The sequence below is a fragment of the Pseudoalteromonas rubra genome (genome assembly GCF_005887095.1).
GTDB classification, from domain to species: domain Bacteria; phylum Pseudomonadota; class Gammaproteobacteria; order Enterobacterales; family Alteromonadaceae; genus Pseudoalteromonas; species Pseudoalteromonas rubra_E.
Genome location: NZ_PNCI01000029.1, coordinates 69,031 through 89,692 on the forward strand (window position 1 = coordinate 69,031; position 20,662 = coordinate 89,692).

19 protein-coding genes are annotated in these 20,662 nt (G+C 47.5%); 5 read left to right on the forward strand and 14 right to left on the reverse strand.

Annotated elements, in window-relative coordinates; genetic code table 11:
* Positions 1 to 31 precede the first annotated feature (31 nt).
* Both CWB99_RS13290 and cspD read right to left on the reverse strand, forming a co-directional pair.
* Positions 32 to 2,254: an NADP-dependent isocitrate dehydrogenase gene (locus CWB99_RS13290; protein WP_138552077.1), complete on the reverse strand. Its 2,223-nt coding sequence runs from the start codon at positions 2,252 to 2,254 to the stop codon at positions 32 to 34.
* A 408-nt stretch (positions 2,255 to 2,662) separates the two neighbouring features.
* Positions 2,663 to 2,881 carry a cold shock domain-containing protein CspD gene (cspD, locus tag CWB99_RS13295; protein WP_046003210.1) on the reverse strand — a complete coding sequence of 73 codons (219 nt, stop codon included), beginning with the start codon at positions 2,879 to 2,881 and terminating at the stop codon, positions 2,663 to 2,665.
* A gap of 206 nt (positions 2,882 to 3,087) precedes the next feature.
* Here cspD and clpS point away from each other — a divergent pair, with 206 nt between their 5' ends.
* Positions 3,088 to 3,405 carry an ATP-dependent Clp protease adapter ClpS gene (gene clpS, locus CWB99_RS13300; RefSeq protein ID WP_054013812.1) on the forward strand — a complete coding sequence of 106 codons (318 nt, stop codon included), beginning with the start codon at positions 3,088 to 3,090 and terminating at the stop codon, positions 3,403 to 3,405.
* A gap of 28 nt (positions 3,406 to 3,433) precedes the next feature.
* The gene (gene clpA, locus CWB99_RS13305; protein WP_138552076.1) at positions 3,434 to 5,701 is read left to right on the forward strand and encodes an ATP-dependent Clp protease ATP-binding subunit ClpA; all 2,268 of its coding nucleotides are present in this window, start codon (positions 3,434 to 3,436) and stop codon (positions 5,699 to 5,701) included.
* 106 nt (positions 5,702 to 5,807) lie between these two features.
* Here the strand turns inward: clpA and infA are convergent, their stop codons facing one another.
* From infA to trxB, 4 genes are all read right to left on the reverse strand, one after another.
* Positions 5,808 to 6,026 (reverse strand): translation initiation factor IF-1, encoded by a 219-nt coding sequence (infA, locus tag CWB99_RS13310; protein ID WP_002962494.1) that lies wholly within the window; start codon positions 6,024 to 6,026, stop codon positions 5,808 to 5,810.
* A gap of 91 nt (positions 6,027 to 6,117) precedes the next feature.
* Complete coding sequence (locus tag CWB99_RS13315) at positions 6,118 to 6,822, reverse strand: arginyltransferase (RefSeq protein ID WP_138552075.1); 705 nt, start codon at positions 6,820 to 6,822, stop codon at positions 6,118 to 6,120.
* Positions 6,815 to 7,531, reverse strand: coding sequence for a leucyl/phenylalanyl-tRNA--protein transferase (aat, locus tag CWB99_RS13320; protein ID WP_138552074.1), 717 nt, complete (start codon positions 7,529 to 7,531; stop codon positions 6,815 to 6,817). Before aat ends, CWB99_RS13315 begins: the two co-directional genes overlap by 8 nt.
* A gap of 126 nt (positions 7,532 to 7,657) precedes the next feature.
* Positions 7,658 to 8,611 (reverse strand): thioredoxin-disulfide reductase, encoded by a 954-nt coding sequence (gene trxB, locus CWB99_RS13325; RefSeq protein ID WP_138552073.1) that lies wholly within the window; start codon positions 8,609 to 8,611, stop codon positions 7,658 to 7,660.
* A gap of 258 nt (positions 8,612 to 8,869) precedes the next feature.
* Between trxB and pssA the strand changes: the two genes are divergently transcribed.
* The gene (gene pssA / locus CWB99_RS13330) at positions 8,870 to 10,195 is read left to right on the forward strand and encodes a CDP-diacylglycerol--serine O-phosphatidyltransferase (protein ID WP_138552072.1); all 1,326 of its coding nucleotides are present in this window, start codon (positions 8,870 to 8,872) and stop codon (positions 10,193 to 10,195) included.
* Between the two features lie 35 nt (positions 10,196 to 10,230).
* On the opposite strand, the gene asnB is transcribed toward pssA, so the two are convergent.
* The 7 genes from asnB to CWB99_RS13365 all read right to left on the reverse strand — a co-directional run bounded on the left by asnB (position 10,231) and on the right by CWB99_RS13365 (position 17,783).
* Positions 10,231 to 11,904, reverse strand: coding sequence for an asparagine synthase B (gene asnB / locus CWB99_RS13335; RefSeq protein WP_138552071.1), 1,674 nt, complete (start codon positions 11,902 to 11,904; stop codon positions 10,231 to 10,233).
* Positions 11,905 to 12,072: 168 nt separating this feature from the next.
* Complete coding sequence (gene pcp / locus CWB99_RS13340; protein ID WP_138543691.1) at positions 12,073 to 12,735, reverse strand: pyroglutamyl-peptidase I; 663 nt, start codon at positions 12,733 to 12,735, stop codon at positions 12,073 to 12,075.
* Positions 12,728 to 13,747, reverse strand: a complete 1,020-nt coding sequence (locus tag CWB99_RS13345; RefSeq protein ID WP_138552070.1) for a DUF979 domain-containing protein — start codon at positions 13,745 to 13,747, stop codon at positions 12,728 to 12,730. The genes pcp and CWB99_RS13345 overlap by 8 nt, the downstream gene beginning before the upstream one ends.
* Complete coding sequence (locus CWB99_RS13350) at positions 13,744 to 14,487, reverse strand: DUF969 domain-containing protein (RefSeq protein WP_138552069.1); 744 nt, start codon at positions 14,485 to 14,487, stop codon at positions 13,744 to 13,746. Before CWB99_RS13350 ends, CWB99_RS13345 begins: the two co-directional genes overlap by 4 nt.
* Positions 14,484 to 15,419 (reverse strand): biotin-dependent carboxyltransferase family protein, encoded by a 936-nt coding sequence (locus tag CWB99_RS13355; RefSeq protein ID WP_138552068.1) that lies wholly within the window; start codon positions 15,417 to 15,419, stop codon positions 14,484 to 14,486. The genes CWB99_RS13350 and CWB99_RS13355 overlap by 4 nt, the downstream gene beginning before the upstream one ends.
* On the reverse strand, positions 15,413 to 16,069 hold the full coding sequence (gene pxpB, locus CWB99_RS13360; RefSeq protein WP_138552067.1) for a 5-oxoprolinase subunit PxpB: 657 nt from the start codon (positions 16,067 to 16,069) through the stop codon (positions 15,413 to 15,415). The genes CWB99_RS13355 and pxpB overlap by 7 nt, the downstream gene beginning before the upstream one ends.
* A gap of 199 nt (positions 16,070 to 16,268) precedes the next feature.
* A complete protein-coding gene (locus CWB99_RS13365) occupies positions 16,269 to 17,783 on the reverse strand; it encodes a leucyl aminopeptidase (RefSeq protein ID WP_138552066.1) in 1,515 nt (504 codons plus the stop codon).
* A gap of 233 nt (positions 17,784 to 18,016) precedes the next feature.
* On the opposite strand from CWB99_RS13365, the gene msrA reads away from it, so the two are divergent.
* Entirely contained in the window at positions 18,017 to 19,264 is a 1,248-nt protein-coding gene (gene msrA, locus CWB99_RS13370) for a peptide-methionine (S)-S-oxide reductase MsrA (protein WP_138552129.1), read from the forward strand.
* A gap of 35 nt (positions 19,265 to 19,299) precedes the next feature.
* Here the strand turns inward: msrA and CWB99_RS13375 are convergent, their stop codons facing one another.
* Positions 19,300 to 19,494, reverse strand: a complete 195-nt coding sequence (locus CWB99_RS13375) for a hypothetical protein (RefSeq protein ID WP_138552065.1) — start codon at positions 19,492 to 19,494, stop codon at positions 19,300 to 19,302.
* 200 nt (positions 19,495 to 19,694) lie between these two features.
* Between CWB99_RS13375 and CWB99_RS13380 the strand changes: the two genes are divergently transcribed.
* On the forward strand, positions 19,695 to 20,624 hold the full coding sequence (locus CWB99_RS13380; RefSeq protein WP_249331890.1) for an ABC transporter substrate-binding protein: 930 nt from the start codon (positions 19,695 to 19,697) through the stop codon (positions 20,622 to 20,624).
* Positions 20,625 to 20,662 lie beyond the last annotated feature (38 nt).

Genomic DNA, 20,662 nt, shown 5'->3' on the forward strand with positions numbered 1-20,662 from the left:
TTGAGCCACCTTTTTTTTGTTGAATGGCGCGTTACGCCATGCTTGCTAATACGTCGTTAAACGTTTTGCTGGGACGCATTGCGTCAGCAGCCAGCGCATCGTCAGGCTGGAAGTATCCGCCGATATTCATCGCTTGGCCCTGAACGTCGTTCAGTTCACTGACGATTGCCGCTTCGTTGTCGGTCAGACCTTTTGCAACGTCTGCGAATTTAGCCTGAAGCTCTGCATCTTGTGATTGCTCTGCAAGTGCTTGTGCCCAGTACATAGCCAGGTAGAAGTGACTACCACGGTTGTCCAGCTCTTTCACTTTACGTGATGGAGACTTATTCTCGTCCAGGAATTTACCTGTCGCGGCGTCCAGCGTATCAGCGAGAACTTGTGCCTTGCTGTTACCAGTCGCCTGGCTCAGGTGCTCTAAAGACGCAGCCAGTGCCAGGAACTCACCCAGAGAATCCCAACGCAGGTGGTTCTCTTTTTCAAACTGCTGAACGTGTTTAGGTGCAGAGCCGCCCGCACCCGTTTCGAATAGACCACCGCCGTTCATCAGAGGAACGATAGACAGCATTTTTGCGCTGGTACCAAGTTCAAGAATTGGGAACAGGTCAGTCAGGTAGTCACGTAGTACGTTACCAGTCACAGAAATAGTATCCTGACCGTCTTTCATTCTTGCCAGTGAGAGCTTAGTGGCTTCAACTGGTGCCAGGATGTGAATTTCCAGACCATCAGTATCATGTTCTGGCAGGTAGGCGTTTACTTTTTTGATCAGCTCTGCATCGTGTGCACGGTTTTCGTTCAACCAGAATACCGCTGGGGTATTTGATGCGCGTGAACGGTTAACAGCAAGCTTAACCCAGTCTCTGATTGGTGCATCTTTTACCTGACACATACGCCAGATATCACCTTGCTCTACGTCATGCTGAAGCAGTACGTTACCGGCTTGATCAACAACGCGGATTTGACCCGCCGATGGTGCTTCGAAAGTTTTGTCGTGTGAACCGTATTCTTCTGCTTTTTGTGCCATCAGACCAACGTTAGGGATAGTACCCATAGTACGAGGATCAAACGCGCCGTGCTCTTTACAGAACTCAATGGTTGCCTGATAAACACCAGAATAACAACGGTCTGGAATTACAAAGCTGGTGTCTTGCTGCTTACCTTCGGCGTTCCACATTTGACCACTGGTACGGATTGCAGCTGGCATTGATGCATCGATGATCACATCACTTGGTACGTGCAGGTTAGTGATACCGCGGTCAGAGTCAACCATTGCAATGCTTGGGCGTACATCATAAACCGCAGCCAGGTCAGCTTCGATTTCAGCGCGTGTTGCATCATCCAGGCTGGCAAGCTTATTGTAAACATCGCCAATACCATTGTTGACATCGACACCTAGTTTTTCGAAGGTTTCGCCGTGTTTAGCAAATACTTCTTTATAGAAGACTTTTACAGCGTGGCCGAAGATGATTGGATCAGAGACCTTCATCATTGTGGCTTTCATGTGCAGTGAGAACAATACGCCTTTTTCTTTGGCTGCTTCTACTTCAGCTTCCAGGAAGCTGCGCAATGCCGCTACGCTCATGCGTGACGCATCAATGATTTCACCAGCAAGCAAAGGTGTGCTTTGCTTAAGGACAGACACTGTGCCGTCAGCAGCAACGTGCTCGATGCGAACATCGGTCGCTTCGGCGATGGTTGTTGACTGCTCTGAACCAAAGAAGTCACCTTCGCTCATGCTGGCAACATAAGACTGTGAATCTTTTGACCAGGCACCCATTGAGTGTGGGTTTTTACGCGCATACGCTTTAACGGAAGCTGGCGCGCGACGATCTGAGTTACCTTCACGCAGAACAGGGTTTACTGCACTACCTTTGATCTTGTCGTAAGTCGCTTTGATTGCAGCTTCTTTATCGTCTTTTGGCTCTTCTGGATAGTCTGGAAGGGCGTAACCTTTTTCCTGCAGCTCTTTAATGGTGGCTTTCAACTGAGGGATAGATGCACTGATATTAGGGAGTTTGATGATATTGGCTTCTGGCGTTTTTGCCAGCTCGCCCAGCTCAGCCAGAGCATCACCAATTCTTTGCTCTTCGCTCAGAAACTCGGGGAAGTTAGCAATGACACGGCCTGCCAGTGAGATATCACGGGTTTCAACTTCAACACCAGCCGCTTTGGTATAAGCCTGAATAACTGGCAATAGAGAATAAGTTGCCAGAGCCGGCGCTTCATCTGTTTTAGTGTAAATAATTTTTGATGTCATCATCATTCCTAGATAGTTTAGGGCTAAACAGCCGTTCAACAAAGCAAAAGCTTGCTATTCAAGGACGTATCCGCATACACGATCTTTATTCAGCCATCCGCTTGGTAACCCATATTCGGGTCATCATGCGGATGGTTGAGCTCGGCATGTAGCAAGTTTGTTAGGTATTGTTACTAGTTTGGGGCAATAAAAATATCTAACACACCTGACGCGTTTTTGGGCCAGCTACAACGGAGCCCGACCTGACACCGGCGGGGATTGTATCAACCAAATCACTAAGTCGCTAATGCAATTTAATAAAGATATAAAATTTTATGAACTAAGATGGAAGAAATGAGACTAATTGATGAAGGGATTAAGCGAGCAACAAACGTAACCCGCTTTGAGTGTGCCAAAATATTGCAATAGCTACACGACTTCGTCCGCAAGCGGCGCGATGTTGGTAGCGTGCAGGCCTTTGGGACCTTCTTGCAGATCGAATGTTACATCCTGACCAGCTTTAAGCGTTTTGTATCCATCCATTACAATCGTGGAGTAATGGGCAAAGATATCTTCCTCGCTGCCGTCTTCTACGATGAAACCAAACCCTTTGGCGTTGTTGAACCATTTGACTTTTCCGCAAGCCATACTTCTACATCCTTCTATAAGTTGACTAAATTAAGTTAATCTAACCTTTGAAATTTGCTAAGCTGCCCATATGATGATTATGTCCAGCTAGGTAAAGACTGTAGTTTATTTGGCCAGACAGTCAAGTTTTTAAAGCGATTTTTTAACAATTTATTTATTTTTCAATTCAAGTTGCTTGAGTTGATAAGACAAGACTATATTTTATTATGACTGGGACAAACGAATCTGGTGTGGTTGACGCGGTACGCGACGAACAGAAGCAAAAGTTACAACCGCCGCGCAAGTACAAAGTGATTTTAAACAATGATGATTACACACCTATGGACTTTGTCATTGAAGTTTTGATGACATTTTTCAGTATGGATAGCGAAAGAGCAACTGATGTGATGTTAAAAGTACATCACGAGGGAAAAGCGGTATGTGGACTGTATCCTGCCGACATTGCCCATACAAAGGCTGAGCAGGTAAATCGATATGCTCGGGATCACGAGCACCCGCTGCTCTGTAGTTGTGAGCAGGAATGACCTTATATATTCTCGTTGGGGGTTGCCAATGCTAAATAAAGACTTAGAAATTACTCTGAATACCGCGTTTCGTGAGGCGAGAAATCGTCGCCACGAATTTATGACGGTAGAACACTTACTGCTCGCATTGATTGATAACCCCTCTGCCAGTGAAGCACTTAATGCGTGTGGCGTTGAAACAGAGGGGCTAAAACGGGAGTTATCAGAATTTATTGATGAGACAACTCCTGTCATTCCAGATTTAGAAGAAGACCGTGAAACGCAGCCGACACTTGGCTTTCAGCGAGTACTGCAAAGGGCGGTTTTTCATGTGCAATCCTCTGGTCGCAATGAAGTGACAGGAGTAAACGTGTTAGTGGCTATTTTCTCTGAGCAGGAAAGTCAGGCTGTTTACCTTCTTAAAAAGGCCGATGTAAGTCGGCTGGATATCGTTAACTATATTAGCCACGGCATTTCAAAGTCGGATGACGAGGTTGAGCCTGAAGATAACGAAGAAATGCATGAAGAAAACCACGAAACGGCGTCTGAGGAAAAGACGAAACTGGAAAACTTCACTGCCAATCTGAATGTGCTAGCAAAAGCGGGACAAATAGATCCATTAGTTGGTCGCGATCAGGAAGTTGAGCGGACCATTCAGGTTTTGTGTCGCAGAAAGAAAAACAACCCACTGTTGGTGGGGGAAGCCGGTGTTGGTAAAACAGCCATTGCTGAAGGCCTGGCTTATCGTATTGTGAATGAGCTGGTGCCTGATGTAATAGCCGATGCCGTAGTGTATTCGCTGGACATGGGCGCTTTGCTTGCCGGTACTAAGTATCGGGGCGACTTTGAGAAACGTTTTAAAGCATTGTTGAAAGAGCTACAGGCAAAGCCAAACGCCATTTTATTCATTGATGAAATCCATACCATCATAGGTGCCGGTGCTGCGTCGGGTGGTGTTATGGATGCCTCTAATCTGATTAAACCTCTGCTATCAAGCGGTCAGCTGCGTTGCCTGGGGTCGACAACTTATTCTGAGTTCAAAAACATTTTTGAAAAAGATCGTGCCCTGGTGCGTCGATTCCAGAAAATTGACATTGTAGAACCTAGCGTTGCCGATACAGCCAAAATTCTCAGCGGCCTGAAAGAGCGTTACGAGGAACACCATGGTATACGCTATACACAAAAAGCGTTGAAGGCTGCGGCTGAGCTGAGCGCAAAATACATTAATGAACGTCATTTGCCTGACAAAGCCATTGACGTGATTGATGAAGCGGGGGCTAATCAGCGTCTGTTGCCTGCTTCACGTCGTAAAAAGACCATTGGGGTGTCGGATATTGAGCAGATAGTGTCTAAAATTGCACGTATTCCTCAGCAAAATGTGTCTTCGAGCGACAAAGAAGTGCTCAAAAATCTTGATCGTAACCTCAAAATGCTGGTTTTCGGTCAGGACGAATCTATCGATGCATTAACCTCAGCAATCCGGCTGTCACGTTCCGGTCTGGGTAGCGAGGATAAGCCAATTGGGTCGTTCTTGTTTGCTGGACCAACGGGGGTGGGCAAAACAGAGGTGACCAAACAGCTGGCGAAGTGTATGGGCATTGAGTTTGTGCGGTTTGATATGTCTGAATACTCAGAGCGTCATGCCGTAAGCCGGCTGATAGGTGCGCCTCCCGGTTATGTAGGGTTTGAACAGGGTGGCTTGCTGACCGATGCAGTGATTAAACATCCTCACTCTGTGGTGTTGCTGGACGAAATTGAAAAGGCGCACCCGGACATCTACAACATTCTGTTGCAGGTCATGGACCATGGCACGCTAACGGACAACAATGGTCGCAAGGCGGATTTTCGTAACGTGATAGTGGTGATGACGACTAACGCGGGTGTGCAGGAGACTGTGCGTCAGTCTATAGGCTTCCAGGAGCAAGATCATTCACACGATGCGCTGGTTGAGATCAATAAAGTATTCACCCCTGAGTTTAGAAACCGTTTAGACAATATCATTTGGTTTAACCACCTTGAGAAAGACGTTATCTTGCAGGTTGTTGATAAGTTTATTGTTGAATTACAAGCTCAGCTTGATAAGAAATCTGTGTGTCTTGATTTAACTAACGAAGCCAGAGACTGGTTGGCAGATATAGGATATGACAAGTCGATGGGCGCACGTCCAATGGCCAGAGTGATTCAGGACAACCTTAAGAAGCCACTGGCAAACGAAATTTTGTTTGGTGAGCTGGTTGACGGAGGAACAGTCACTATCTCGGTCAAAGATAAAAAACTGGCATTTAAATTTGAATCCAGCGTGGCAGAGCCCGCCTAAATTGGAGCGAAGACAACAAAAAGCCCGGCAGTCGCCGGGCTTTTTGTTTTAATCGTCTCTTTGTACGACTTAGCCTGTCGCGGCAAGTGTACCTGAGCTGGGCGAATTAACGCGCGCGGAAGACGATGCGTCCTTTGCTCAGGTCATAAGGTGTCATTTCAACAGTCACCTTGTCGCCGGTCAAAATGCGGATGTAGTTTTTACGCATTTTACCAGAGATATGTGCCACAACTACGTGACCATTTTCCAATTCAACACGGAACATAGTATTTGGTAAAGTGTCAAGGACCGTGCCTTGCATTTCAATAACGTCTTCTTTCGCCATGGGGAGCGTATCACCTCTTTGATAAGTTTAACGGTGCAGATTTTGCCGAAAAGCGCGCGATAAGTAAAGGCGGGAGCGCGAATTTTGTAATCTAAATGTTGACCCAGACATCGCTTTTGAACTGTTGTGCAGGTAAATATTGCTGCTTGTAGCGCATTTTAGGGCAGGCGTCTATCTGATAACCCAGGTAAAGATAGGTTTTATCTTGTTGGCGCGCATAGTCGAGTTGCGCCATGATCATAATGGTCCCTAAGCTTAATTCAGCGTAGTCAGGATCAAAAAAGGTATAAATGGCAGAGAGAGCTGTAGGCATGGTGTCTGTTACTGCAACGGCTACCAGCTGCTCTTTGTGCCACAGCTCGATAAAAGTAACAGGCAGCCAGCGGCAAAACAAGAAGCTTTCGTACTGAAGCCGGTTAGGCGGGTACATCGAACCATCACTATGCCGCATGGTGATATACTTTTCGTAAAGCGGGTAGTAGCCTGGTTGCTCTTGAGTGTTATATTCAAAACGAAACTCTGAGTTAATTTTATTCCATTTACGCTTTTGAGAGCGAGAAGGTTGATAGTCATTAGCCAAAACACGGACGGACTGACAGGCCTGGCATGCGGGGCAGTGGGGGCGATATATCTGGTCGCCGCTGCGGCGAAATCCAAATGAGAGCAAAGTTTCAAAGCGCACTGGCGTATAACAGTTACTATCCAGGATCACCAGTAGCTGTTCTTTTTGGTCAGCCAGATAGCTGCAATCAAATTGTTGGCTCAGGCCAATTTTTGAAGGGAAATGTTCAGTCATATATCGCCCTCAATGGTTGCGGATGCCACATCGTTTCAGGCACTTGATAATGGCTTGCTAATCTAAGTTTAGCTAAAAATTCTTTTCTTGATATGACTTTTGCACCCAGAGACAATAAATAGGGGTTTTCCAGCTGACAATCTATAAAATGAGCCTCATGTCGCTTGAGCCAGTTAACCAATGCCCACATGGCCAGCTTCGACGCGTCAGGCGTGCGATAAAACATAGATTCACCACAAAAAACGCCGTTTAGCATGACACCATACAAGCCGCCTATTAACGCACCCTGTTGCCATACTTCAACACTATGAACAAAGCCTTCCTTATGCCCCTGAATATAGGCTTTCAGCATGGCTTTGTTTATCCAGGTACCTTCCTTGTCGACCCTTTGTTGCCGGCACGCCGTGATAACCTGCTCAAAAGCCGTATTTATGGTGACGTCAGGTGCCAGTTTACGGACAGACTTTTTAAGCGAACGGCTGATATGAAACTCATCCAGTTCCATGATGCCACGCTCACTGGGCGCCCACCACATAATCGGTTCTCTCTCATTGAACCAGGGAAAAATACCTTGCTGATAGGCTCGGCGCAGTCTTGCTGTGCTCAGACATCCACCCACGGCGAGTAAGCCGTCGGGGTCTTTGAGTGCAAAATGACAAGGGGGAAAAACAAAGTCAGTGGCAGACAGATGAAACAGTTGCTGTGTCATATTGGCGGTTCTGAATTACAAACTAAAAACCTGATATATGACATTAGTCTAACCTATTTTAGGTTAGGAGTGGGGATTTTATGCTGAAGACGTGTTTTTCGAAACACGTCTTCAGTCACGCTGAGATTACTTAAGGTTATCTAAGTAACGTTCAGCGTCTAATGCAGCCATACAGCCAGTGCCAGCAGAGGTAATAGCCTGACGATAGATGTGATCAGACACGTCACCTGCAGCAAATACGCCTTCAACACTGGTTTGAGTTGCATTACCATTCAGGCCCGACTGTACAACCAGGTAGCCATCTTTCATTTCCAGCTGGCCTGCAAACATGTCTGTATTGGGTTTGTGACCAATCGCAATAAAGACACCGGCAAGATCAAGCTGCTCGGTATTGTCAGAGTCAGTATCTTTAATGCGAATGCCAGTGACGCCCATGTCATCGCCCAGCACTTCATCCAACGTTTTGTTCAGATGCAGAACAACATTACCATTGTTAGCTTTTTCCATCAGACGATCTGAGAGAATTTTTTCGCTACGGAAAGTATCACGTCTGTGGATCACATGTACTTCTTCAGCGATGTTTGACAGGTACAGTGCTTCTTCAACAGCGGTATTACCACCACCAACAACAGCCACTTTCTGCCCGCGGTAGAAAAACCCATCACAGGTAGCACAGGCTGATACACCACGACCCTGGAAGTTTGTTTCTGACTCCAGGCCAAGGTATTTTGCTGATGCGCCTGTTGCAATGATCAGGGCATCACAGGTGTAAGTGCCCTGATCACCTGTCAGGGTGAAAGGGCGCTTCGTCACATCTACTTTGTTGATGTGATCAAAAATGATTTCAGTTTCAAAACGCTCGGCGTGCTCTTTCATACGATCCATCAGTGCAGGTCCAGTAAGACCATGTGCATCGCCAGGCCAGTTTTCAACTTCTGTTGTTGTGGTCAGCTGACCACCTTGCTGCATGCCCGTAATAAGCACTGGGTTAAGATTGGCACGTGCAGCATAGACTGCGGCGGTATAGCCAGCAGGTCCTGAGCCCAAGATCAACAGTTTGCAATGTTTTGCATCAGTCATGTAAACAATTCCTAAAATAAAATTTCTATCTTCTCTAGTTAGTGCTGCCGATTCTATGAAATTCAAGCCAGAAGTAAAATAAATTGCAAAAATCGATTCTGTATAAAATCAGAAGCTGTCAAATATACTGTACTTGATGAGAATTTGTACCATAGCATCGTAAATGATCGGTATTTCATGACCTGAGAGTTTTTTTTTGCTATGTTCTAGGGAATTTTTCTCTGTCTATTTGACGTTAGTCTGTTTTTAAAGGTAGTTATGGCATTTTGGCAGGATAAACCTGGGTTTGCACTGGACGCACAAAGTTGCGAAATACTGACTGATGCGAAACAGTATCATGCGCAGCTTTTGTCACTTATTCGTGGCGCACAACAGCGCATCTACTTGACCGCACTGTATTTACAGGACGATGAGGCGGGTCGTGAAATATTAGCCGCGCTACATGAGGTGGCTGTGGCACGTCCACATCTTGAAATCCATGTACTGGTTGATTTTCATCGGGCACAGCGCGGACTGATAGGTGAAGCCAAATCTGAGGGTAACGCAAAGCTGTATTGCGACATGCAGGCCGAGTTTGGCTCACAAGTAAAAGTGTATGGTGTGCCGGTTAAGGCCAAAGAATTGTTTGGCGTATTGCACCTTAAAGGCTTTGTTATCGACGACACCGTTTTGTACAGCGGCGCAAGCATCAATAATGTGTACTTGCAACATGGCGATAAGTACCGCCTGGATCGCTATTTTGTGATTGAAAATAGTGCGTTGGCAGCAAGTTTTTGTCATTTCCTGGATACTTATTTATTATCCAGCGAGGCGGTGCCCAGGTTGGATCTTCGTCCGCTAAAGCCATTTTCCGAGTTGAAGGTGGCGCAAAAGCAACTGATGAAGCAGCTTAAAAAAGCACAGTACGATATGCGCTCAGCAACTGCGACAGGTGGCTTAAATGTTCGTGCCTTTTTAGGCTTTGGTCGTCGAACGAATAAGCTAAATCGTCTGATTAAGGCCCTATTTGATACCACTGAGCGGGAGCTGCTTTTATACACGCCATACTTTAACTTTCCTGCACCGTTGCTTCGGTCATTACGCCGGTTGCTTAAAGAAGGGAAAACAGTCACCATCGTAATTGGCGATAAAACCGCAAATGACTTTTACATTGCGCCCGATCAGCCATTTAGTCGAATTGGTGCCTTACCTTATTTGTACGAAACCATTTTGTACAAATTCCTCAAGTCGCAACGGCGCTATATCAACTCAGGACATTTAAATGTGTATTTATGGCGCGATGGAAACAACTCATTCCACCTAAAAGGGATTAACCGTGACAATCAGGTCCATCTGATGACAGGGCACAACCTAAATCCTCGTGCCTGGGGGTTGGACATCGAAAATGGTATTTTGATAGAAGATCCCGAGCAAAAACTCGAACAGGCGATAACCCAAGAGCGAGAGGCCATCCTGGCCAATTGTACCAAGCTCAGCGGGCCTCAGGATTTGGAAACAGTAGACGATTACCCGTCTGCGGTGAAGAAAATTCTCGGACAGGCGAAGCGAGTGAAAGTCGACTTTATCATTAAAAAGTTTATTTAATAAAAAGGGCCGTCAGGCCCTTTTTATTGTCTACGCTATTTTGCGCTTTGGTAAGCATGGCTGTGCACATTAGCTGCACGTCCGGAGGGATCGGCATTTTGCTCAAAAGACGCATCCCAGGCCAGCGCTTCGGGCGTTGAACAGGCAACAGATTTGCCATGCGGAACGCATTTGGCTGCTGCATCACCCGGGAAGTGAGATTCAAAAATGCAGCGATAGTAATAGGCTTCTTTACTGTCAGGCGTATTGATAGGGAAGCGGTACTCGGCACTGGCCAGCTCCTGATCGCTGACCTTGTCATTCACATACTCTTTTAATGAGTCTATCCAGGAATATCCAACGCCGTCAGAGAATTGCTCTTTTTGACGCCACAGCACCTCATCAGGGAGATAGCCATCAAATGCCTCCCGAATAATGTGTTTCTCAATTCGACCCTCTTTGCACATCTTGTATTCAGGGTTGGTGCGCATGGCGATATCTACGAACTCTTTGTCCAGGAACGGAACCCTTGCTTCCACACCCCAGGCTGCCATGGATTTGTTGGCGCGCAGGCAATCAAACATATGTAGCTTGGCAACCTTGCGGTTAAGCTCTTCATGGAACTCCTGGCTATTGGGCGCTTTGTGGAAATACAAGTAACCACCAAATAACTCATCGGCACCTTCACCGGAGAGTACCATTTTAATGCCCATTGCCTTGATATAGCGGGCCATCAGGTACATTGGTGTCGAGGCACGTACGGTGGTCACGTCATAGGTTTCGAGGTGATAAATGACCTCTTTTAGCGCATCGATACCTTGCTGTACTGTGAAATGAATAGGGTGGTGAACTGTGCCTATCTGATCCGCAACCTTTTGAGCAGCAGCCAGATCGGGTGAGCCTTCAAGTCCGATAGAAAAGGAGTGTAGTTTTGGCCACCAGGCTTCCGTCGCATCATCGTCTTCTATGCGTCGTGCGGCAAACTTTTGAGTAATGGCGGAGATAACCGACGAGTCCAAACCACCTGATAGCAACACGCCATAAGGTACATCACACATTAGCTGACGCTTTACGGCTGCCTCAAGGGCGTCTTTAACTGTACTTGCAGCGGCCTCGTTATCTTTAACTGCCTCAAACTTTTGCCAGTCTCGCTGATAATAGGGTCTTAACGTGCCTTCTTTAGAATAAAGATAATGTCCCGGCGGAAACTCTTCAATCTGGTTGCAAATTGGTGTAAGCGCCTTCATTTCACTGGCGACATAAAAATTGCCATGCTGGTCCCGCCCTGTGTATAGCGGGATAATACCAATGTGATCGCGACCTATCAGATAGGCACCTTCCTGCTCATCATACAGACAAAAGGCAAAAATACCGTTCAGGTCATCGAGGAACTCAGGACCTTTTTGTTTATATAACGCCAGTAACACCTCACAGTCTGATTGAGTCTGGAACGTGAAGGGCACAGTGAGCTTCTGAGCCAGCTCTTTGTGGTTATAGATTTCCCCGTTGACTGCGAGAATGTGGGTTCGCTCCGGGTTGTATAGTGGTTGGGCACCGCTGGATACGCCTACAATGGCGAGGCGCTCGTGCACCAGAATGGCTTTATCACTGGCATAGACACCTGACCAGTCAGGACCGCGGTGTCGCAATCGCTTAGACATTTCTATTGCCTGCTCACGCAGAATGGCTGGGTCGGATTTAATCTCCAGCACACCAAAAATTGAACACATAATAACCTCATTCCTGTTAACTATTATTATCGAGTGCACACATTGGTGCCGTCTCGTGCCCTTAGTACTATCAGAAATGAGATCGCAAGTCACATAAAAAACAGCGATTTTATTGGATAGGTTTTGCCCTGTTTTGGTGCGAAAATGAACCAAAGCAGGGCGTGTGTATTAGTGAGTGGTGCCTGCGGCTATCTGAAGATCACTGTCATGGCGCAGAGCGGATGAAATCATCACTTTGAGAGCATCAATCACCATAGTAGCGCTCATACTTGGTGCACCAGTGTGGTGCAGGGCCTGCTCGGGTAAATAAGGAATATGGATAAATCCTCCCCGACATTCGAGCTGATGCTCATGAATATAATGTAGAAGTCCGTACATCACATGATTACATACATAGGTGCCAGCAGTGTTTGAAATACTGGCCGGGATCTGTGCTTGCCTTAAATCATTGAGCATGTGCTTTACAGGCAACGCGGCAAAATAAGCCGCCGGGCCACCTGCCAACACGGGGGTATCTATGGGTTGTGCCCCTGCGTTGTCAGCGATGCGGGCATCATTTACATTGATGGCCACGCGTTCGATAGAAATATCGGCACGACCCCCTGCCTGGCCAACACACAGTACCAGCGACGGAGCATATTTATCGATGGCACGGTTGAGCTGTGTCAGGGCATGGTCGAACTCGCAGGGGAGTTCTTTGGTGCGAATAGTGAACTCACCAATATGGCAGCCATCGAGCTGGTGTACCGCCTGCCATGAGGGGTTAATCGACTCTCCGCCGAAGGGTTCAAACCCGGTCAATAACACGGTTTTGTGTGTTCCTTTAGTCATTGAAGATTACTCCATACATGAGCAAGATGTTGATAGCCAACAGGGACAGAGCCGTTGGGATCTGTACCTTAATGACCTGGTACTTGTCTTTTAAATCTAACAGCGCAGCAGGGACAATGTTGAAATTGGCTGCCATTGGTGTCATCAGCGTGCCGCAATAGCCAGAATACATACCGATTGCAACAAGCGGAGCCGCACTTGCGCCATGACCCTGAATTAAGAAAGGCACGGCAATACCGGCTGTCATGACAGGGAAGGCGGCAAATGCATTGCCCATGACCATAGTAAACAAGGCCATACCAACACAATAAATAACCACAAGCATAAAGCGGTTATCGGGTGAGACAAACAGGGTGACCAGATCCTGAATGGCCGTGCCTGTATTAGATACTATGAAAACACCACCCAGCATCGCAAGCATTTGCGGCAGGATTGCAGCCCAGCCAATGGAATCAACCAGGCGGCGTGATTCACCGAGCGCTTGAACCGGACTACCTCCGGTGAATTTCCAGCTCACTAGCAAAGCGATTGCACAAGCCAGAGTGAGTGCAGCGAGGGTAACATGGCTCTGATCGAAGACAAACAGACTCCCAATTTGGATATCCTTGAGCACAATGGTACAAATGACCGTGACAATGGGAATAAGAACCGCCGGAATAAACAATTTATTGCCGATCTTCCTGGCACTGGCGGTTTGTTCTTCCTCACTGGGTATATCGTAGTGGCCCATCGAAACTTTGCCCATGCCCGCCAGCAAGGCGATGAGTATGACAAACACACCAACCCAGCGATAGGTGAGACTTTCTCCAAGGTAACTGAGAGATAAGTCGCCAAATAAGAAAACGCTGCCAAACAAGCCCCAGAATAGTGCCGTGGTTAGTCGTTTGGGATGGTGTTTATCTTGCAGTGTTTTGATTACCAGAAACAGCACCACAAAGCCGATAAGTAAATAGATATTTTCAATTGACAGTAAAGCAGGCTGCGCGTCAGCAGAGGATCTCATCGCACTCATGCAAGCTCCTCCCTGGTTACCGGGCTCTGTGTATCTGATTGACTTTGCTCAGCATGCAAAGCAACTTGTGCACGTATTTTGGCTTCAAGTCGTGCCAGGCGGAACAGGTGAACAATTAATGCGGCGATGGCAGTCGGAATTGCCCACAGACCAATATGCAGCGGTTCAATACCCGTTATGCCATTTTCTCTTAAGAAAGCATCCATCAATAATACGGCGCCAAAGGCAATGAATATATCCTCACCAAAAAAGACGGCAATATTGTCACATGCTGCCGCATGCGCACTGATCATATCCCGGATTGGTTTGGGCAGGTCGCCATGCAGGTTGCTTGCTGCACCAAGTGCCATGGGGGCCAGCAAAGGACGTACCGTTTGAGCCTGGCCTGCCAGGTTAATCAGCCCCAACGCGGCGCTGCATTCACGCACCACAAAATAGACGCTCAGGATCCTGGCTGTGGTTGCGCCTTTGATACTGGCTATCCAGCTCTTGGCGTGCTGTTGTAAGCCATATCGTTCCAGAATCGCAATCACGGGGAGCAAGAGTAAAAAGCTTGCTAGCTGGCGTGAATTAAGAAACTTCTCGCCGAAGGTTTCCAGCATGGTAATAAAGTCTAAGTCAACAGCCCAGCCCGTAACGATACCGGCACAGGTTACAACCAGCAGGGGGTTGAATCGCAGGGCAAATCCGAGGATCACCACTAGAATCCCACTCAGGGGTAAAAAATTAAGTTCGCTCACGAAAAACTCCTGTCGCGATGGGTCAGCGCTATGCGCAATTGATTGAGATGATGTTGTTGTTTTTGTGTCTCCTGGTGCGCCAGGACCTGAGTCGCCAGGCTAAAACTGACCTGAACGCCTGCAGCCAGTTGGGCAAAGTGTCGCAGATCAGCGCTGATCACTTGGGCTATCATCGGATAACCACCGGTGGTCTGACAGTCGTTCAGCAATACAATGGGCGCTCCGTTTGGTGGCAGCTGAATCGTACCAGGTAGCACAGCCTGACTGTTTATCGCAACCTGGTGACTGATTGGGGCTGAGGTATTGAGGCGCATGCCCATCCGATTACTGTCGGCTGAAACCTGCCATTGCTGGCTACACAACAGTTGCTCTGTTGAATGGTTCAAGTGTTTGCAATGGGGGCCGGGCAGCACACGGATGTGGCTTTGGTAGGGAGGCTGTAATGCCCCTACACTTTGTTTTTCTTCACAGGCTTTATAGCTTAGCTGGTCCGCTGCAGATAACGCTTTGCCCTCTATTCCGCCAAACCCTGCTTGCAGATCTGTGGAATCTGAGCCCATGACAGGATGGAGATTGAAGCCACCTTCTACACTGACATAGGCGCGCAGTGCGCTGGGGCTGGAAGCAAACCTGAGCACTTGCCCGGACTTGGCAAAGTAACGCCAGCCTGGTGTCAGTGCACAGTCGTCCAGGCGCGCATTGAGATCGCCGCCGGTCACGGCGAAGTTGGTTGGCTGATGAAAGCGCAACTGACTGAGACCGACCGTGATTTCAAGGACCGCAGTATCAAGAGGGTTACCCAGTAAGGTATTGGCAATTTTCATCGCCATAGGGTCGAGTACGCCGCTTTGTGTTACTCCCAGGTGACGATAGCCAAATCGGCCAAGATCCTGAATGCACATCTGAACGCCAGGTTTGATGATTTCTAGCACAGTCCCTCCTTTTGAGGTACAAATTTGACGTTATCACCTGGCTGGAGCAAACAAGGCGATTGGGCTTGGGCATCGAATAATCGTGTTGAGCTGTGCCCCAGCAGTCGCCAGCCACCCGGAGAGCCACTGGGGTAGATTGCACTGAGATCTTCTGCAATGGCAACAGAGCCTGCGGGTACCTGTGTTCTTGGTGAGTCCAGTCGGGCGACCTGAAGTTGCTGTGGTACCGTACCCAGATAGGCGAAGCCAGGTAAAAAGCCCAGAAACTTGACCTGATAAATCGGTGAACTGTGTAGCTCAACAATGTCCTGTGGCGACAGGTCTAGTTGCGCGGCTAATGGTAAGAGATCTGGGCCGGCTTGTTTGCCGTAAATAACCGGAATAGTATGTGTGGTAGGCTGAAAGTCTGTTGCACTCAGTTCTTCCCAGAGCGTCAAGAGTCGTTCTTGCCACGTGCTGCAGTGAGCGGGGTTTTTTAAAACCAGCGTGATAGAGGTTTTACCAACCACTATGTCACTGCCAACCTTGAGTTGTTGTAAGTGGCGATGCAATGCAAACAGTCGGTTCTGTTGAGCATCATCGAGCCGGGCGCAATTAAGATCAAGCACCACAGCTTGCTCACCAAGCAGATAAGTCTGTTCCTGATTCATGGTTTCTTATTTTCATTTTATTATTGTCACACTAGGCTAACTCTGAAGTTATGCCGGCGCGGCGGGGTCCCGAGGCAAAGAATAGCAAGCTTATCATTGGCTGTCTTGCCCAAAGTGTCCAACACTGTCAGTGTGTGTCTACAGACATGCAAAAAAAAGCCATGCTGTGGTCGCATGGCTCTCTTGGGTTGGGGTTCTGTTAGTTGTTCAAAAGCCACTCGCTCAACAGGCGCACACCAAATCCGGTGCCTCCAGCAGAGACTTCGCCTTTACCTGTGGACGCCAGTGCGTTACCTGCAATATCAATGTGCAGCCAGCGAGTCTCACCAGCAAAATGTTGCAAGAAAGAGGCAGCTGTCGTGGCGCCTGGGCCACCTGAACCAATGTTAGCGATATCTGCAATGTCGGATTTCAACATATCTTTGTAGCCTAGCGGAAGGCGCCAAAGCGGCTCATTAACGGCCTTGCCTGCCATGGTGAATTCAGAGATCAGGTTCTCGTCGTCAGAAAAAACAGCGGCATAGCGATTACCAACGGCACGGATCTTTGAGCCAGTTAATGTGGCCAGGTCAACCATAACTTCTGGTTTGTAGTAGGTGCGGGCATACCACATGGCATCACTCAGAACCAAGCGGCCTTCAGCATCGGTATTGAGGATCTCTACACTCAGGCCTTCGGCTGTGCGCAGTACGTCACCGGGTGCATATGAGTTTTCAGAGACCATGTTGGCGGCCATACCCATCACAGCAACAACGTTCACATCCGCTTTAGCTAAGGCCATAGCCTTGACTGTACCCAGTACCGCAGCGGCGCCGGCCATATCCGACTTCATGCGTGCAATCGATTTACCGGTTTTGATACTGTAACCACCAGAATCAAATGTGATCCCTTTACCAACCAATGCGACAGGCGTGTCATTGTTCCCCTTATAGTGTGCAACAATAAGACGAGACCCTTGCTTACTTCCGCGACCAACTGCTTCAAGGGCGTTCATGCCCAGAGACTTAATTTCTTCAGGCTCCAGAACTTTGATCTCAACACCGTATTGTTCAAGTTGTTTTGCGGCATTCACAAAGTCAACCGGTGTCATTTCAGTCGGCACTTCAGAAGTTAAGTCTCTTGCCAGGAATACGCCCTGTTCAATGTGGCTTAAAGTGGTGTATTCGGCCTGGGTTTTACGCTGATCATCCACATTCAGGCTATACGTCATGCTGTGTGTGTTCGGCTCTTTCTTATACAACTCAAACGTGTGGTCACGTAAATTGGCACCGTGCGCATATTGCGCCGCAAGCTCGTGATTACTTAGCTGACCATTGAGACCTTGAATTGCGACACTGACGGTGTCTACTTCTTTTTTCTCCAGTTTCGCGTGCAGATTACCACCGAGCTTTGCCATTTTGGCGCTGTCCAGCTCTTCAAGCTCGCCCAGACCAACGACAAGGATACGCTGATGCTTCGAATCAACTGGCGCAAGTAGTTCGACGACTTTACCATAGTCACCAGAAAACTTGTCTGCTTCAAGCGCTTTGGTAAGCTGTTTGCGGGTATCTCTGTCGAGGAATTTAAATGCATTGCTTTGCTCGTTATCCTGAAATACGACCAGTGCATTTGTCTTTTCATTCAGTTTACTGGTGAATTGGATATCGGCGGCAAGCGCAGAGGCAGATCCGAACAGGGCAACACTGAGTGCGCACAGACGAGTAGATAATGACATTGATTAAACCCTCAATAACTAATTTGGCATTCGTTTTACCTTAAACCAGGCGATTAATTAATTAAATGTCGTTGAACGACACGGAATCCTAGTTAAAGCGCCGACAAAAAGGTTTTTTGTGCAAAAGTGAAAGTGTCATCCAGCTTGTGCGGTCTCACTAGGCATCTGTAGTCAATTTTAAGGAATCCGGTGTGAATAAAAGACTCATTCTGGGTCTGGCGCTGTTAGGGGTAATGGGTTTTACTCAAGCCAACGATACTCCAGCTAGCAATATGCCAGGCAAAGCCAGTTCACATATTAAAACCCTGGTACTGGGCTCTGGGTGTTTTTGGGGGGCAGAGAAACGCTATGAGGCCTTACCTGGCGTGATTGATGCCGAATCTGGTTATGCTGATGGTCGCGGCTTTAAGGCTAGCTACAAAGCGATTACTGCACCGAGCCGACGGTTTGATCCTAATAATTACGCGGAGGTAGTACGCGTTACCTACAACGCCAGTCGGCTGTCCACGGAGTCATTGCTAAAAGTGTATTTTGAAAGTCATGACCCGACACAGAAAAACCGTCAGGGTAACGACGTGGGCACTCAATATCGCTCAACTATCTTGTATACACAAGAGGAGCAGCAAACCAAAGCAGAGGCGTTGCGGGACCAATATCAGTTATTGCTGAGTAAAGCTGGTTATGGTCCGATTCAAACGGCAATTAAGCCTTTAGTGGCGTTTATCAGGGCAGAAGAGTACCACCAGAACTATTTGGTGAAAAACCCCAATGGTTATTGCCCTGATCACAGTACAGGTGTGACCTTTAAACAAACAGTTGAAGAAAACGTCGACAATAAGCCATTAATGGTTGGCAAGCATATTGTTGTTATTGATGCGCCATATTGTCCTTACTGTGAAAAGTTCAAACAACAAGTCGTGAATGATTATCAGGGTACCATTGCACTGCATTATCGTCGTGCAAACCAGTTGCAGGGGTTGAGTATTATGTCCGCAACCTGGGCGACACCGACTATCTTGTTTCTAGAAGCAGGTAAAGAAGTCGCAGGCTTTCAGGGCTATATGGATCGTGATGAATTTTACCGTGCACTGGGCGCTTTCAAGCTGGGTGACAGTGAAGCGTTCAAGACGGCGTTTGAACAGGGCACAGATCGCCCGTTTTGTAAGCAATATGATTTGTTTAAGCAAACTGGTGATGGTGTATTCATTGATAAGTTAAGCGGACAAGCTTTATTCGACACCAAAAACAGGTTTAACTCAGGAACCGGCTGGCTCTCCTTTAAGCACCCGGTGGCAGGCAGCGTCACGTATCATGAAGATAACAGTTACGGTATGCAACGCACAGAGATCCGTTCTCGTTCTTCCGGGATCCATTTAGGTCACGTTTTTGCCAATGAAGGTCCAGGTGGAAGCGATCGCTACTGCATCAATGCGACCGTATTGGAGTTTAAATCTAGGCAGGACTACCAGGTAAGTCAGTAGAAATCCCGCGTTGACATCAAATGGTTGCTAAAGGATTAGCATCCAAATGCCATGGTATAAGGGCAGTTGCCAATAGAATCTTCCCAGCACTCTCGGTTTTCTGTTGGTGCACAGTTATTGAAATAGCTCTTGGGTGCACCACCGGCAACTTGCGGTGTCGCTTGTAATGCCAGGGTAGCTTTGTCTGCACTGAGTGTTTTGATGTTCTTTTTGTTTAGATTAAGTTTCATGTCGTTATTCCTTTGTTGAGTTTGCTTTGTTCGAATTGCGAACAACCACACCTTAATATATTTAAAGTTTTGTTGCAAAAATATTTCAATGTTGTTTTTTGTTTGTATATTTAGCAAGGCAATGAGTGGGTTTGTAGACTGACCAGAATGAAAGATTGCACCTATACTGATAGTCATTCACCCTTTGACAGGTGTTCATTATGGTGTGTCGTGTCCTTTGTGTTTGGACTTTGTTGTTGTCAATGCCATTGCGTGCCATGCAGCCCGTTCAAATTCTCTACAATGACTGGACGAGCCAACAAGTTTTGTCTCATATTGTGGCCAATATTTTTACCGAGCTTGGTTATCAAACTGAATTTATCGAGGCCAAAACAGAGGGTCAGTGGTTTTTACTGAAAGCCGGGATGGCCGACGTGCAAGTGGAAGTCTGGGAAGGCACCATGGCAGACAAATATGCACAACTTATGCGTAGTCAGGTGATTGTTGACCTGGGTGATTACACGCTGAAAACCCGCGAAGATTGGTGGTATCCGCTGTATGTTAAGCAACATTGCCCAGGGTTGCCACACTGGGAGGCACTGATCCAATGTGCCGGCGTTTTCTCCAGGCCCGGCTCCCAGGGCAAGGGTGTGTATATTGCAGGGCCCTGGGAAAAGCCTGATCGCGCCAGGATCCGCGCATTACAGCTGCCCTTTGTTGTAGAACAGGTCGACAGTGGAGAGGCATTGTGGAAAAAGTTGGCCATCGCGCACAAAATCAAGCAACCGATCCTGATGTTTAACTGGACACCTAACTGGGTGGGAGCCGTTTACCCCGGTGAATTTGTTGAGTTTCCAGACTTTGATCCAAGGTGTGAGACTGAACCAGGCTGGGGAGTCAATTCCAGGTTTTTGTTTGATTGCGGAAACCCTAAATCCGGGTGGTTAAAAAAGATAGTCAGCACCGTGTTTTTTGAACAATACCCCTGCCTGGCACAGGGCCTGCGTCAGTTCGACATGGACAGCACCACGCTTGAGCAACTGGCAGCCATGGTTAATCTTGAGAATTTTACGCCTGCACTGGTTGCAAAACATTGGCTTGAAACCAATCATGTCCAGTGGCGTAAGTGGTTTGCCAAATGTGCTGACTAACTCTGTAAATGCAATAAAAAACAACATGAGTGGAGATC